Genomic DNA, 15,955 nt, shown 5'->3' with positions numbered 1-15,955 from the left:
TAAATGAACCGCGAAGGCGCGAAGGACGCAAAGGAAGAGAAAGAAGAAGAAGATGCAGTTCTGACTTCGCGCTCTTTGTGTCTTCGCGGTTTAATCATTCCGATGCAACCGGATTTGATCTAATGCGGATTTTTAAGATGGATATTATCCCTTGACTCCCGTCGCTGTTTCTGTGGGTACAATGTATTTTTGCAATATCAAAAATAGTCCTAAAACTGGTACAATGGAAATAATAGAACCCGCCGCCACTAAACGCCAATCTAAGGAAAATGTCCCGGCTAAATTGGCTACTCCTAGAGGCAGAGTATAATATTCTGGTCTGTCTAAAACTAGCAGCGGCCACAAAAAGTCACTCCAAGAGCCGATAAATACGAAAATCCCTAACGTGACTAATGCTGGCTTAATTGCTGGAATCATAATGTGCCACCAAATCCCTAATTCGCTACAGCCATCTATGCGGGCGGCTTCTTCTAGTTCTTTGGGAACTGCGAGGAATGCTTGCCGGAGTAAAAATATGCCGAAGGCTGAGGCTAGTCCGGGAAAAATTACGCCTAAATAACTATTTTTTAGTCCTAGTTGTACAGTTAATACATATAGAGGAATCATCACGATTTGGAAGGGAATCATGATGGTGGAAACGATCGCAATTAAGATGGTTTCGCGGCCTCGAAAATTGAGTCTGGCTAAGGGATAGGCGGCCAGGGCACAAAATAGGACGTTGATGCTAACGGTGAGGGTAGCAATCAGGGTGCTGTTGAAGAGGTAGCGCCCGAAGGGGTTTGTTTCCCAAACTTTGATGAAGTTTTCTAGGGTGGGCTGTTGGGGCCACAGTTGGGGAGGAAATTGAAAGATGTTTTCGGCTGGGGATTTGAGGGATGTGCTCAGCAGCCACAACAGGGGGAATAGCATTAACAGGGCGATCGCGCTCATCATACCGTACATCCAGAGGGTCTGCCACTGGGAGGGAGTGCTGTTTGGGGAATTTGGTTTTTTAGTTTTGAAATTGTTCATTGTTGGGATATGATAATAAGTCCTTGCTTCGCGAGAAGCCTTGTTGTCCATAAGGGGATTTTTGGCATGAAACCGTTTATTTACGAAACAATGTACATTCTGCGCCCAGATTTGGGTGAAGAAATGACCGATCAGGCGATCGCGAAATATCAAACTATTTTGCGCGATCAAGGTGCGGAAAATATCGAAACCCAGCACCGTGGGAAGCGTCGTTTGGCTTATGAAATCGGCAAGCACCGCGACGGAGTATACGTTCAAATGAACTATACAGCTCCTGGCGCTGCCATTTTTACTATGGAACGGGCGATGCGTCTGAGTGAAGAAGTGATTCGCTATTTGACAATCAAGCAAGATGTGCCTGATGCTCCTGATGCTGAACTCGAAGCCGAAGTAGCTGAGTAGGAATCTGATACAAAGATTCAATCAGGCTTTTGAGGGCTGGAACTCCAGCCCAACCCCCTTTCAAATTGACTGTTTGTGGAATAGGCATCTTTCCCGTTGCTAACAACCTTAATCCGAGCTTAAAAATTCCAAGTAATTATTAGTTAACTCTTTGACTGCTAATTCATAAAATTGCTGGCCATGTTCGGGAGTTGCTAAAGCCGGGTTTGAACCCATTCTGCCATCGGGAAATCGGCGACGAAAGTCAGTAGCACCGTAGATTTTGTGCCCGGATGCAACTTCCTCAGAAAGTGGAGCTTGCTTGATGGCTTCTGGATACAGGTACTGAGTTAAGGCGACTTCGCTAGGGGTGGCGTGTCCACCTTCTTGGTTTCCATACAATTCTTTGGCTAGTTTGTATACGGAGCCGCACATAAACCAATTGCCGATTTGACATTGAATTCGATCGCAATTCGGCAGATTCAAATCTGATAAATGGGCGTAAGTCTCGGAAAATGCTGCTTTCATCGTCGCAATATTCCCACCGTGACCGTTAATAAAGAAATATTTATCAAATCCGGCTTTTGCCAAAGAGGTGATATAATCCCTGATTACCAGTATCATAGTTTGTGGTCGCAGGCTGATGGTGCCGGGAAAACCGGTGTGGTGCAAGGCCATGCCCACATTAATGGTGGGGCCAATTAAGGCATTAGTCGCTTCCCCCACACCGCGGGCGATCGCCTCCGCGGCTATGGCATCAGTCCCGATTAATCCAGTCGGTCCATGTTGTTCCGTAGAGCCGATCGGGATAATTATGCCGCGGGAACTCTCTAGATAGGTTTCTACCTCCGGCCAGGTACTTAAGTGCAGCAACATTATAGGCAGTTTAGAGATTTTTTACTTACAAACTCGATCCTAATCGGCCATTGCAGCAAATAGGCTTTAGCCAAACCGATTATTTTATGCTTAAACTAAGCTCTACATTGCGATCGCCAATTCATATAGCAATCCTCGCATCATTTGTGAATTTCTTACTCCCTCCCCTTCATAAGGTCCGGGTTGGGGTGGGGTAAAAAACTTTACGACTCATTTAGGACTGCTATATTTATATTACTTGACCTTAATAATTTAACTACTTAATTACCAAAGCTTTACCTTTTAATAACCTTTTAAGAGTATGATAACGACCATCTCCCTATAGATTGGGTGTTACCTGGTCAGTTATCAGCGGGCAATGTTTTATGAAATTAACACCACCGCCTAAAAAAGACCAGGCGTCACAAGCCTGGACACAGGCAGACAGCGCGACTCCGGCAACTGCTCTACGGCTTTATTCCTTGCACGAGCAAGTAGCAAAGGTCGAGCGCGCATCTGTTGGATGGACTGGCAGAGGATGTAAAGCGATTGAACAGGCGATCTTATAAGTGCGATCGCAGCGCGAGGAGCGCCTCAGCCACTTAACAAGGCGCCTTCCACCAGCCACAAACAAACATAACTCCAACACTGATTTTTATGTCTTCTGCTGAATTAAGCGAAAGTCCTTCCAGGTCTACCGTTGGACAAGCGGGTAGGATCTTGTTACTCGAAGGTGAAGACCTATTGCGGGAAATGCTAGCTTTAGCCCTTCAAGAACAGGGCTATGAGGTGGTGGTTACTAGCGACGGGCGCAACGCTCTCCCTTCTATCCAAGGTGGATCGTCATACCACGGTGATTCATGCTTTAACTTGCTGATTATGGATTCAATTAACGGTTTAGATCTGTGTCGAATGTTACGACATCAAGGAAATCCCGTACCTATTTTGATTATTGGTGCCAGGGGAAGTGCAAATAATTGCGCTTTTTACTTGGAAGCCGGCTCCGATGACTACCTAACCAAACCTTTTGGAATGCGAGAGTTTATCGCTCGCTGTCGAGCACTGATGCGGAGACAACGCCTCGGTCAGTTGCCACAACCAGTCATGCTCCAATACAAGAACATAACTGTTTATCCTGAAGAATGTCGAGTGCTAGTTCGCGGTGTAGAAGTAAAATTTTCTCCCAAACAATTTCGTTTGTTAGAACTATTTATGAGTTATCCCCGTCGAGTTTGGTCTCGCGATCAGTTGCTGGAAAAAATTTGGGGACAAGATTTTATCGGAGACAGCAAAACAGTGGATGTCCACATCCGCTGGCTGCGAGAGAAATTGGAAATAGACCCCAGTCAACCGGAATATATCATTACAGTGCGCGGGTTTGGCTATCGATTTGGCTGAATTTTCAAATTAATCAAAGGAGAGGGTGCTATCTTAGCCATTTAATTGATTTAGGGACACAATTTTGTTGTGTCCTTATTTTTGAGCTTGTGTTAGAAAAGATTAAACAACATACCAAGTATTCCTGTTTGCTGATTCAGTTGCTGAGGGTAGTCTAAAGACTTGCTTCCTTCTACTGTTAAACAAATCTGCTAATAACCTTTCGTTAAACTCTGCTTTACCTATGACTATCAAGCGTCGCGAATTCCTACTTTTCTTAGGTGCAAGTGCTGGTAGTATCGCACTCAATTCTTGCCAGCAAAAAGCTTTCACCCCCTTCGTTGATTCGGTGAGTACGACAAATACATCTGCTAATACTAAAGGAGGCATAAACTTTAAACCCCTTAAAGGACCCATGCCTTTGTCAGGTAGCAGCACCCTAGCACAAACCGGACAATTAATCGAAATTAGTACCGCGTCATCACAACAGCAAATCCAAGCTTACAGCACCTACGAAGTCCCAGATGACTTGCTACTCCCTGAAGATTTTATTTACGATATTATTGCTGCTTGGGGAGACAAAGTAGGCGATTCTCGCTTCGGCTATAATAATGACTATCTCTCCTTTGTTGAAACCAGCAAAAATGAAGGATTTTTGACGGTTAATTTTGAATACATTAGTGCCAAGCCTTGGATTCAAGCCTATCAAAAAGTCCTTGGTAAATCCCTCCCTTTTGCTGACATAGAAACTGCGCTCAAACCTGCTGGAAAAGATGGAATCAATGCTTTTTCCTTGGGTGACAAAGAGCCAACTAAAAAGATGGTTAAGGAGGTGAGTACAGAAGCTTTAATTGATTTAGGGATAGGAGTCATATCCATTCGCCGCAATCCAGTGGGCCAATGGGAGCGGACTAATTCTCAAGCCGATCGCCGAATTACTGGTATTTCTGGTTTAGCAGACGGACGCTACCTGAAAGCAACAGGCCCGGCTGTAGCTGTGTTCAACAAAAAAGGTCAAGGCTATCAGGACAAATTGGGTGACAAAATTATCGGCACTTTTGCTAACTGTGCGGGCGGTACGACACCCTGGGGAACAGTTTTTAGTGCTGAAGAAAATATCCAAAATTTAGTACCGGAACCTGTATTTGCCGATGGTACATCTTTTGACCCAGGTCAGAAAAAATTCTACATTGATGCCGAAGAAATGGGCGGTTTGGGTAATGTCTTCGGGTTGGCGGGAAACAAATACGGCTGGATGGTGGAATTAGACCCGGCTAATCCGAAGGATTATGGAACTAAGCATACTTGGTTGGGAAGATACCGCCACGAAGCCCTGGGAATTCGAGTGGTAGCGGGCAAACCTTTAGCATTTTACTCTGGGTGCGATCGCCGCAGCGGTCATCTCTACAAATTTGTTAGCAAAAATGCGGTCAAAAACCCCAAAGACAAAGCTAATTCCCAACTATTGACAGAGGGAATGCTTTATGCTGCTAAGTTTAATGCTGACGGTACGGGTAGCTGGATTGCACTCAAGGCTGACACTCCTGTTAATCCCGATTTGCCTAGCATTCATGCAGGGGGAATCATTAATTTACCAAAGCGACCACAAGGCGGTTTTTTTAAAGTTGAAAAAGATGCCGATGTCGCTGCTTTTAAACAGAAGTTTAAGACTTTAGGCGACCTTTATCAAGGGAACGCTCTGGAAAAACAAGGTGCAATTTTAATTGACGCTCATTATGCCGCAAGTGCGGCTGGTGCTACTTGCACTGCTCGCCCTGAAGATACGGAAATTGCTCCTGATGGTTCTCTTTATATTACTTTTACTTCCGGTTCGGGAAGCGATACTGACGGTGGTCCAGATTTGCGAATTTTTCAAGGTAAAGACGGTAAAGCTTACGAATACGGCTGGATTATGCGTTTGATGGAAGATGGTAACGAACCATCTGCAATGAGTTTCCAGTGGAAAATGTTTGGGACTGGTGGTGAACCTGCTGAGGGGGGGTTGGGTTTTGCTAATCCAGATAATTTGTTAATCGACAACAGCGGTAATATCTGGATGGTTAATGATATGTCTTCTGATAAACTAAATTCTGCCATTCCTCCGGGTAGAGTTGGTAAGGATGGAAAGCCGATTAGCCAATCTAATTTACGGGGTTTGTACGGAAACAATTCGATTTGGTTTTTGCCGGCTTCTGGCGCGAATGCGGGGGAGGCTTTCCTGTTTGGAATTGGGCCAATGGAGTGCGAAACTACTGGGCCGTTTTTTACTGAAGATGAAACAACTTTGTTTTTGGCAATTCAGCATCCGGGAGAGATGAATGGAACTCGCCTGGATCTGGCTTTTGAGAGCCGTGAGTTGGCGATGAAAACTACTGATGGTCAGGGGTTTAGCCAAACTCGTAAAGTGCCTATTGGTTCTAATTGGCCTGGGAATAAACCTAACGATCCGCCTAAACCTGCGGTGGTGGCGATTCGTCGCGTGGATTTGCGATCGCTCACCTAAGATTACGCTTCAGGCTCACGAGTGTCAAATATTTCCAAAAATGATGCTGGGGTAGGCATCCAGTCTGCCCTTTACAGGATTTCCTGAATCAGTCTATTAGTAAAATGTGGCACAATACCATCACCTTTTTTTTGCTTTGTAAGGTGCTGCGAACTAAAAAAGAAGTGCAACAGAGCAAAAATGAAACTTACGCATCAGAGACAATAGAGTAAAAGGGTCAACCAATCTATTTGCTCAAAAGATTGTGACTTTTGGCGAAATTGTTTTCTGAGATTTCTGGTTTTTATCGCAAAAATTAGCCAATTGGCTTAGGGAATTTAAGACATATTGCTAATGCCTTCTAGCGACCAAATAAGTTATGTTCCGTTTACAGTTTGTAACATATTCCACAGATAGACGGGAAATCAAGCTCGCCATAGCTGGGATTTTAAATATCGCCCAATCTAAAATCTGTTTGCTGGTATAATTAGTTCTGAACTTGTTCGGGTGCAGCTCATCGAAATGATATAATACCTCATCGCCAACAAGTCTTTCTAAGCATGATTACACGATCGAGCGTCAAAGTTGCAGACCCAACTCAATCTGCGGGCAAATTAGCGATTATAAAAAATCCTCGCTCCCTCCCTCTGCGAACAGTCCTGATAGTTCCCTTCGTTTTGCAAATCTTCGCTGCGGTGGGAGTTGTAGGCTATCTGTCATTTCGCAACGGACAACAAGCGGTTAATGAAGTTGCTTCTCAGTTGCGACAAGAAATTAGCGATCGCATTTCGGAGCGCGTTCAAGCATACATGACCTTTCCCCATCAACTCAATCAATTCAAAGCTAATGCTTTTGAATTAGGGGACTTGAATTTGCAAGATACTGCTAGAATCCACCGTCACTTTTGGAAGCAACTACAAACTTTTGACACTGTAAGCGTTACATATGTTGCTACTCCAGCGGGAGATTTTATTGGCGTGAGGCGTACAAATGAGGGTAATTTTTTACTCCAAGAAAGAAGCGACCTGACCGAAGGCAACATGAATTATTATGGTGTCAATAAGGAAGGTGAACGTACTGATTTAGTTAAAGTTAAACCGAAATATGACCCGCGAGTCCGTCCCTGGTACACCGCAGCAACGGAAGTAAAAAAGGCAACTTGGAGTAAAATTTACGCGGATTTTACTAGCAAAGGACTGGGTATTACAGCAGCCCAGCCATTATACGACGCATCGGGAGAGTTGCAGGCAGTCTTTGGAACAGACTTACTTTTTTCGCGAGTGAATGAGTTTCTTGCTAAGTTAAAAATTGGCAAATCAGGACAGACATTTATTGTGGAGCGTTCCGGGGCTTTAATCACTACATCGACTACGGCTCCCGTATATTTAATCAAGGGTGAAGAAACGGAAAGAATTCCGGCGATAAATAGCGAAAATACGGTAATTAGTCGGACAACTAAATACTTGCAAGAACGCTTTGGAGACCTCAATAATATTCACCATAGCCAACAGCTTAATTTTCAAATTCAAGGTCATCAACAATTTCTGCAAGTTACTCCTTTAAAGGACGGCAATGGTTTGGATTGGTTGATTGTGGTAATTATTCCAGAATCTGACTTCTTGGAACAAATTAATGCCAACACGAGGACGACTATTTTGCTGTGCATTGCTGCTTTTACAGTAGCCATCATTATCGGCATACTCACGGCAAGATGGGTGACTAAGCCAATTTTATATTTGAATGAAACCGCGAAAAATATTACTAAAGGTCAGTGGGGAAAAATTGTAGAAATTAACCGTAATGATGAGGTAGGGGAACTGGCTCATTCCTTTAAGAGTATGGCGGAACAACTGCAACTATCCTTCGCGGAAATGCAAGCTTTGAATGAAGAATTATCTGAGAGTAAAAGCCAACTTAACCAAATTTTAGAAGCCGTCCCAGTGGGGATATTTGTAGCTGAATCTAACGGTCAACCTTATTACATTAATTCTCGCGCCAAATCATTGCTGGGAAAAGGTATAGTTGCGGATCTTAATCCTGATGAAATTAGAGAGGAATATCAAATTTATCTGGCTGGTAGTAATGAAATTTACCCTCCAGAGAAAGATCCAATAATTAGTGCTTTTAATGGCTCAAGTGTCAATGTTGATGACTTAGAAATCCACAAAGGCGATCGGGTGATTCCCCTGGAAGCTTGGGGAACGCCAATTTATGATGAAAAAGGAAAAGTTAGTTATGCGATCGCAGCTTTCGCGGATATCACCCAACGCAAAGAAAGTGAGAAGTTGGTAACGAAATATAACCACACCCTCGAAATTCAAGTCGCCCAAAGAACTCAAGAACTTTCGGAAGCTTTGAACTATCTGCAAGCGACTCAAAACGAACTAATTCAATCGGAAAAAATGGCTGCGTTAGGACAATTAGTAGCCGGAGTAGCCCACGAACTAAACACTCCTTTGGGTGCGATTCGATCGAGTGCTGGAAATATGACTAAATTTTTGGGACAAACTCTTTCTAACTTACCCTCGCTGTTTCAGTCACTTTCCAGCGCCGAAGCTGAAATGTTCTTCCTTTTGCTAAACAAATCTCTGGAAAAAGATATGAGTTTAACAGCCAAAGAAGAAAGGAAGTTAAAGCGGTCTTTAATTAGCGAACTGGAAGACCAAGATATTGATGATGCTGATGATATAGCTGATACCTTGGTGGATATGGGAATTTACGAAGCCGAGGAATTCTTGAGTTTGCTACAAAATAGCGATCGGCATAGCATCTTGGAAATGGCTTACAAACTCTCAGAAATTCAGCGGGGAACTCAAACAATCAATACCGCAACAGATAGAGCGTCAAAAGTCGTATTTGCACTGAAAAATTATGCCCGTTACGACTCGTCGGAAGCCATGATTCAATCGGATATAGTCGATGGCATAGAAACGGTACTAACCCTGTATCAAAATAACATCAAACACGGCGTAGAAGTATTACGAAATTTCCAAAAAATAGAACCAATCCTCTGCTACGCAGACCAACTCAATCAGGTGTGGACAAATCTGATTCATAATGCCCTGCAAGCAATGAACAATAAAGGGACATTGACGATTGATATCCTTCAGGAGGGTAATTATGTAAAAGTTGCAGTCACCGATAGTGGCCAGGGAATTCCTGCCGAAGTTATGCCCAGAATATTCGAGCCATTTTTTACTACTAAGCCCCCCGGAGAAGGTAGTGGTCTGGGGCTGGATATTGTCAAAAAAATTATTGAAAAACATCATGGTAAAATTCAGGTGGAATCGGTTCCCGGTAAAACTACTTTTACGGTTTTCCTATCGGTGAATCTTGCCTAAAATTTCCTGAAAATAGGCTGAGATTAGAGTAACTATAAAAAACTTCCTACTTTGGCTAACCTCGGTTGTTTTTCCATTCAAGATTCATCGGAATTATAGTAGATTCAAACCCTAAAAAATTCCTAGTATGATTCCAAATACTGTGGCAATGATGACATTTTGAATTACTAAAATCCTTGAGTTTATTGCATCTTTCATCTTCCATATTCCTTCTGGTATAATCCTAATCAAAAAGCCAAAAATGTCTAAGCCAATCATCCTGTGCGTTGACGACGAAAAAGTAGTATTGAAAAGTCTCAAAACCCAATTAAAATCAGCATTTGGCAGTAACTATTCCTATGAAATGGCCGAGAGCCCTGCGGATGCTTTAGATTTAATCGATGAATTCAACGATGACGAAACAATGATTATTTTAATCGTTTCTGATTGGTTGATGCCAGGAATGAAGGGAGATGAGTTTTTAGTTAGAGTCCATCAAAAATTTCCGAATATTGTTAAAATCATGCTGACTGGTCAAGCGGATGAAGATGCAGTCCAGAGGGCTTTCGATCAAGCAAACCTCCATCGCTGTTTGCACAAACCTTGGTCAGAAGAAGAGTTGATCGAAACCATTAAAACTGCTTTATCACTATGACCAAACAAGTTATTATTTGTGTGGATGATGAAAAAACAGTTTTGAAAAGTCTCAAAACTGAATTAAAAGATGCTTTAGGTAATACTTATCGAATTGAAATTGCCGAAGGAGGCGAAGATGCCTTAGAATTAATTGCTGAATTGATGGAAGACGGGTATGAAATTCCGTTAATTATCTCCGACTACGTGATGCCAGACATGAAAGGAGATGAACTGTTGAGGCGAGTCCACCAATTATCTCCTAAAACTCTCAAGGTCATGCTAACAGGTCAGGCGACTATTGAGGCGGTAGGAAATGCTATCAAAAATGCTAAACTTTATCGTTATATAGGCAAACCTTGGCAAACTGAAGATTTGAAATTGACGGTAACAGAAGCGGTCCACAGCTACAGTCAAGATAAAAAACTAGCTGCACAAAATGCGGAACTTCGGAAAATAAATCAGGAGTTGGAAGTTGCCCTAGAACAGCAATCAAAATTAACAGAAGCTGCTAAACGCTTTGTACCTAATGAATTTGTCTCACTGCTAAGTCGTGAAACCTTGAGCGATGTTAAACTGGGGGACAGCGTAGAAAAAGAAATGTCCATATTATTTTCTGATATTAGGGATTTTACTGCTCTTTCCGAGGGAATGACACCCCAGGAAAATTTTAAATTTATTAATGCTTATCTAAGTCGAATGGAACCGGGAATTATTGAAAATCACGGTTTTATTGATAAATATATTGGGGATGCAATTATGGCTTTATTTGGTCACAGTGCCGTTGATGCAGTCCAAGCCGGAATTTCTATGTTGCACAGTCTAGATGATTATAATCAATATCGGATTAATGCTGGTTATGTACCGATTAAAATTGGGATTGGTATCAATACAGGTTCCTTGATGTTAGGAACCGTTGGGGCAACTAATCGGATGGATAGTACAGTGATTGGGGACGCGGTGAATTTAGCGGCGCGGGTGGAAAGCCTGACGAAAAGTTACGGAGTATCAATGTTAATTACTCAAAATACTTTTTCAAAGTTAACAGATTTTCCACGGGATTTTATCCGCAATATAGGTCATGTTCGAGTCAAAGGAAAATCTAATTTGGTGACTATTTATGAAGTATTTGAAGCGGATAAACCTGAACGAAAGGAAGGCAAGGCAAGGACTTTATCTATATTTCGAGAAGCTTTATATAACTACAGTGCGAGTAAACATAAAGAAGCTGCACAATTGTTTGGTGAGTGTCTGCAACTAAATCCGCTGGATCAGGTTGCACAAAATTATCTGGAACGTTGTCAGGAAATGCAGTCAATATTACCTCAAAATCGCTCTGATTTTATTTAAATGCTAACTACTGTAAATATTAAAGAATAAAATAAAGGATGTACATTTTAATTTTTCTCTCAATATCAATGGTCAATAAGTCCAAGTTTGTACAACTTTTCCGGCTAATTTCTTGCCAAACCAAGGCGTATTGACCGATCGCGACTTCAAACTTTGCCCATCCACAGTCCAACTCTTTTGCGGGTCGAATAAAATCAGCTCAGCAGCGACTCCTGGTGCAGCCGTAGGGGGGGTTTGTCCGAGACAAACTGCCGGGCCGGTACTCAAAAATCGCCACAGTTCTAGAGCCGAAAAATCGCCGGTTTCTACCAAATTTTGCCAGAGTAAAGGTAAAGCTAATTCCAAACCGATCGCCCCTGGTGGAGCATCAGCAAAAGCCACGGTTTTCTCCTCATAAGTATAGGGAGTGTGGTCGATCGCGATCGCATCAATCACCCCATCTTGGAGGCCTTGAAGCAGCGCCAACTGGTCAGCCTGATTACCCAAAGGCGGATCTAAACGCAAATTGGGGTCATAAGCAAAAGAAACAGTGGTGTTTCCTGAAATTGCCCCCACATTTAACAACAAGTGCATCCAAGTCACACTCGCAGTCACCGGCAAACCCCGCGCCTTCGCATCTCGAATTAGTTCCACACTGCGAGCACAAGAAACCCGCATGATGTGCACGGGAGTCGGCACAGTAGCGACTAATTCCAGAATGGCAGCCAAAGCGGCAGTTTCCGCAGCCATCGGCATTCCCGGTAAACCCAAGCGAAGGGAAACCGCACCATCCCTAGCGACTCCATTTCCTGCCAAAGTGCGATCCATCGGCCACAAAGCCACCGACTTACCCAAAGGCTGTATATATTCCAACAAACGTATTGCCAGAGCCGGATTAGCCAGGGGTAAACCATCGGCAAACCCCACAATCGCGCTGGATGCCAACTCCCCCAACTCAGCCATATGTTGCCCTGCCACACCCGTGGTGAGAGCGCCCCAGAAATATAAGCGGGTTCGGGAAGGGGAAAAATTGCGGATATTTTGCTCTAACAAAGCTAAACCGGCCAAATTGTCAAGAGGTGGAGATGTATCGGGCAAAATCGCCACCCGCGTAAAACCGCCGGTAGCAGCAGCCTGCATCAAAGATTGCAGGGTTTCTCGATCCTCAAAACCCGGTTCTCCGCTGTGACTGTAAATATCAACCAATCCAGGTGCTAAAATCATTCCCCCACAATCTCGCACTTCTGTGTGAGGGGGAAATTCCGTAATTTTTGGCTCTACTGCTTCGATCTCACCTTCCACAATCAGAACATCAGCGAGGCGATCGCCCTCTGAAACTGGATCTAGCACCCGTACATTTTGCAGTAGTTCAGAAGTCATTGGGAATTGGGAATGGGGAATGGGGAATTGGGAATGGGGAAGTGGGAATTGGGAATTGGGAATTGGGAATACAGTCAACGGTTAACAGTCAACCGTCAACTGTCAACTGTCAACTGTCAACCGTCAACTGTCAACTGTCAACCCTTCGACCCAACGACTGCGTTTATCCTGAGCGTAGTCGAAGGGCTCAGGGCGACGCTCCGCGGTTCAGTCAGCGGAGTCGAAGGGCAGGGCTGCGCTGTCAACTGTCAACCGTCAACTAAACTTTTGTCCCACACTCAGGACAAAACTTATTCGTCGAAACATTCTTCGCCCCACAACTGGGACAATAAATTAACTCTGCCGATTCCAAGTTGCTGCGTTCGGGTAAACCAACCATTTGAGCGTTGCTCTTACCGGGAACAACCATCGGATAACAGTTTTCGTCCCTCGTCACCTTCACATCCAAAAGTACGGGACCTTGATGGGCTAGCATTTCGGCGATCGCCTCCTTCAGTTCCCCCGGCTGTGAAACCAGTATCCCCTTAACGCCATAAGCTTGAGCCAGCATCACAAAATCCGGCATCCCCACAGTCATGTTCGACGACGAATAGCGCTCCCCATAGAAAGCCTGCTGCCACTGCCGCACCATGCCCTGCCAGCCATTATTCACAATTACTAGCTTGACATTAATGCCATACTGTGCTAAGGTTCCCAACTCTTGAATATTCATTTGGACGCTAGCATCGCCAGCAATGCAAATTACTTGCTCCTGGGGCAGTGCCATTTTCGCACCCATTGCCGCCGGCAGCCCGTAACCCATAGTTCCCAAGCCAGCACTAGAAATCCAGCGACGAGGCCCGTTGTTGAGGAATTGAGCCGACCACATTTGATGTTGACCCACATCGGTGGTGTAGTAAGCATCCGGCGCTTGAGAACCCAACTCGGAAATCACCTCTTGGGGAGATAATACTTCTGCGTAATGAGGTACGACTAAGGGGTAATCGCGTTTCCAGCCCTCGATCCTGTCGAGCCATGCCCGTGTTTGTCCGGGATTTCCCGAAACTCCTGTTTCACGACAGCGACGCAGCAAATCGATCAAGACTTGGCGGACATCTCCGACAATCGGAACTTCGGGTCCACGATTTTTACCTACCTCAGCGGGGTCGATGTCGATGTGAATCACCTTGGCGCGGGCGGCAAACTCGTCTAATTTGCCTGTGACGCGATCGTCAAATCGGGCTCCGACAGCAATCAACAAATCGCACTCGGTGACGGCAAAATTAGCGTAAGCAGTGCCGTGCATCCCCAGCATTTTCACTGACAAAGGATGGTTTTCATCAAAGGCACCTTTGCCCATCAGGGTTGTGGTGACAGGGATTTGGAACAGCTCAGCTAGTTCTTTAATTTCATCATGGGCTCCCGCGGCGATCGCGCCGCCACCCACATAGATCAAAGGACGTTGGGATTCCTTGAGCAAATGAATTGCTTGATTAATTTGCCGGGGATTTCCCTTCACCGTCGGCCGATAACCAGGAATCCTGACTGCTCCAGGCTCGATCGGCAGATAATCAAATTCCTCCAAACCCACATCCTTGGGTACATCCACCAACACAGGCCCTGGACGCCCCGTACTGGCGATGTGGAAAGCCTCGGCGACTATTTTCGCCATATCTCTGGGGTCCCGCACTACATAGGAATGCTTGACAATGGGCAGTGTAATGCCATAGATGTCGGTTTCCTGAAAAGCATCAGTGCCGATCGCCGGCCGAGCCACCTGACCGGTAATAATTACCATCGGGATCGAATCCATGTGAGCTGTCGCAATCCCCGTCACCAAGTTAGTTGCGCCGGGCCCGGAAGTAGCGAAACACACCCCTACTTGTCCGGTAGCGCGGGCATACCCATCAGCGGCATGAGCAGCACCTTGCTCGTGGCGCACCAGAATATGTTGGATGCCGCCCTCGGCTTCAGCGCGGTATAGTTCGTCGTAAATCGGCAGAATTGCGCCGCCGGGATAACCAAAAATATGCTTGACACCGTGTCGTCTCAAGCTGTCTATGAGAGCAAATGCACCTGTTGCACGCTTTACGGCTACTTTAGTTTTTAGTTGCACAGATTTTTTTCCTCAAAGTAATTATAATTTACGATTAAGGCTTTCATTTTACTTCTTTCTCAATATGGAAGCTTTAAAAGTTGGAGTGTTGATATTTTTCTCAACACTTGAGAATAAGACATCGGCTTGGGGCATAGAAGTTTTAGAACCCGAGAGGGAGACAGGGGAGATTCCCGATCGCGGGAGAACCCCAGAGGGCTGAGCTGGAAATACGCTACCGTCACCCATCTAACCCGCATTCCGCATCCTCAACAGTCACATCGACTTTTCTCGCCAATAATCATGAATCAAGTCAGGATCTAGGAAATAGTTCTCAATGCAAGCTCGATGCGTTAACCAAACGGATTGACTGCCTAATTGAATCAGTCGTACCTCTTCTGAAGGCTTGGCATCGAAGTCTCGATCTCGGAAAACGAGATATTTTTGACTGCCAATTTTTTGACCGGAAAAATAACCCTGTGCAAATGAAGAAAAGTTAAATTTACTGCCACAGGGGACAATTGTAGGCCGCTCTGCTGGTAGTGTTTCTAAAACCCGCCCCAGCAGTTGATTATCCAAACTTGTTTGCTTTCCTTCGCAGAAAATAATTTTGCTACTGACAACACTCACAATTACACCTCTAGCCTGATAATGTGTGCTTCAGGCACTAATTGCTCCACATAATCAGAGTGGGTTGTAATTATAAACTGATTATTATTGCCTAGCTTAGTCAAGGATCTAAGGAATGCCTGTTGCATTGGTGGGTGGAGGTGCAATTCAATTTCATCAATCAAGATGAGTGAATTATGAATGTTCCAATTGGCAAAATCCATGAGGATGGGAAAGACAGCTCGTTCGCCTCCAGACATCTCAGAAATTTCATACTGATTTCTGCCGTCGTAAAGATAAAACCAAGGTTCGCTCAGGATATCATCTATATTCTCGCGCGGGACGGGGCCTAGAAAGCTGCGTTGGGGAAAAACTCCTTTTTGACATACTCCCCGGCGTAAACGCGCGGGGATTCTTTACGCTTCATCGAGATGTGCCACAAGTGGTCTTACCTTCTCTCTGCGTACATTTAGAGTCGTGGCAATGCCCTATCCCGACTTGAAG

The 15,955-nt window shown here is 44.6% G+C and carries 12 protein-coding genes; 6 read left to right on the top strand and 6 right to left on the bottom strand.

What is annotated here, in order from left to right:
* Nucleotides 1-144 precede the first annotated feature (144 nt).
* Nucleotides 145-942, bottom strand: coding sequence for a carbohydrate ABC transporter permease (locus AAFP14_RS17925; RefSeq protein ID WP_472851068.1), 798 nt, complete (start codon nucleotides 940-942; stop codon nucleotides 145-147).
* A gap of 135 nt (nucleotides 943-1,077) precedes the next feature.
* On the opposite strand from AAFP14_RS17925, the gene rpsF reads away from it, so the two are divergent.
* Nucleotides 1,078-1,413: a 30S ribosomal protein S6 gene (gene rpsF, locus AAFP14_RS17920; protein ID WP_341733591.1), complete on the top strand. Its 336-nt coding sequence runs from the start codon at nucleotides 1,078-1,080 to the stop codon at nucleotides 1,411-1,413.
* A gap of 108 nt (nucleotides 1,414-1,521) precedes the next feature.
* On the opposite strand, the gene AAFP14_RS17915 is transcribed toward rpsF, so the two are convergent.
* Nucleotides 1,522-2,268 carry a creatininase family protein gene (locus AAFP14_RS17915; RefSeq protein ID WP_341733590.1) on the bottom strand — a complete coding sequence of 249 codons (747 nt, stop codon included), beginning with the start codon at nucleotides 2,266-2,268 and terminating at the stop codon, nucleotides 1,522-1,524.
* 636 nt (nucleotides 2,269-2,904) lie between these two features.
* On the opposite strand from AAFP14_RS17915, the gene AAFP14_RS17910 reads away from it, so the two are divergent.
* From AAFP14_RS17910 to AAFP14_RS17890, 5 genes are all read left to right on the top strand, one after another.
* Nucleotides 2,905-3,645 carry a response regulator transcription factor gene (locus AAFP14_RS17910; RefSeq protein WP_341733589.1) on the top strand — a complete coding sequence of 247 codons (741 nt, stop codon included), beginning with the start codon at nucleotides 2,905-2,907 and terminating at the stop codon, nucleotides 3,643-3,645.
* 223 nt (nucleotides 3,646-3,868) lie between these two features.
* Complete coding sequence (locus AAFP14_RS17905; RefSeq protein WP_341733588.1) at nucleotides 3,869-6,127, top strand: PhoX family protein; 2,259 nt, start codon at nucleotides 3,869-3,871, stop codon at nucleotides 6,125-6,127.
* A gap of 539 nt (nucleotides 6,128-6,666) precedes the next feature.
* Nucleotides 6,667-9,447, top strand: a complete 2,781-nt coding sequence (locus AAFP14_RS17900; protein WP_341733587.1) for an ATP-binding protein — start codon at nucleotides 6,667-6,669, stop codon at nucleotides 9,445-9,447.
* Between the two features lie 241 nt (nucleotides 9,448-9,688).
* Nucleotides 9,689-10,081 carry a response regulator gene (locus AAFP14_RS17895; RefSeq protein WP_341733586.1) on the top strand — a complete coding sequence of 131 codons (393 nt, stop codon included), beginning with the start codon at nucleotides 9,689-9,691 and terminating at the stop codon, nucleotides 10,079-10,081.
* The gene (locus AAFP14_RS17890; protein WP_341733585.1) at nucleotides 10,078-11,409 is read left to right on the top strand and encodes an adenylate/guanylate cyclase domain-containing protein; all 1,332 of its coding nucleotides are present in this window, start codon (nucleotides 10,078-10,080) and stop codon (nucleotides 11,407-11,409) included. The genes AAFP14_RS17895 and AAFP14_RS17890 overlap by 4 nt, the downstream gene beginning before the upstream one ends.
* A gap of 72 nt (nucleotides 11,410-11,481) precedes the next feature.
* Here the strand turns inward: AAFP14_RS17890 and AAFP14_RS17885 are convergent, their stop codons facing one another.
* From AAFP14_RS17885 to AAFP14_RS17870, 4 genes are all read right to left on the bottom strand, one after another.
* The gene (locus AAFP14_RS17885; protein WP_341733584.1) at nucleotides 11,482-12,768 is read right to left on the bottom strand and encodes a dihydroorotase; all 1,287 of its coding nucleotides are present in this window, start codon (nucleotides 12,766-12,768) and stop codon (nucleotides 11,482-11,484) included.
* A 259-nt stretch (nucleotides 12,769-13,027) separates the two neighbouring features.
* Entirely contained in the window at nucleotides 13,028-14,863 is a 1,836-nt protein-coding gene (ilvB, locus tag AAFP14_RS17880) for a biosynthetic-type acetolactate synthase large subunit (protein ID WP_341733583.1), read from the bottom strand.
* Between the two features lie 255 nt (nucleotides 14,864-15,118).
* Nucleotides 15,119-15,472, bottom strand: coding sequence for a hypothetical protein (locus AAFP14_RS17875; protein ID WP_341733582.1), 354 nt, complete (start codon nucleotides 15,470-15,472; stop codon nucleotides 15,119-15,121).
* 2 nt (nucleotides 15,473-15,474) lie between these two features.
* On the bottom strand, nucleotides 15,475-15,768 hold the full coding sequence (locus AAFP14_RS17870) for an AAA family ATPase (RefSeq protein WP_472851067.1): 294 nt from the start codon (nucleotides 15,766-15,768) through the stop codon (nucleotides 15,475-15,477).
* Between the last annotated feature and the right edge of the window lie 187 nt (nucleotides 15,769-15,955).

This window comes from Microcoleus sp. EPA2 (genome assembly GCA_020882975.1).
In the GTDB taxonomy this organism is placed as follows: domain Bacteria; phylum Cyanobacteriota; class Cyanobacteriia; order Cyanobacteriales; family Microcoleaceae; genus Microcoleus.
Note: the sequence above shows the minus strand (reverse complement) of the source record. Positions and strands in the feature narration are given on the sequence as shown.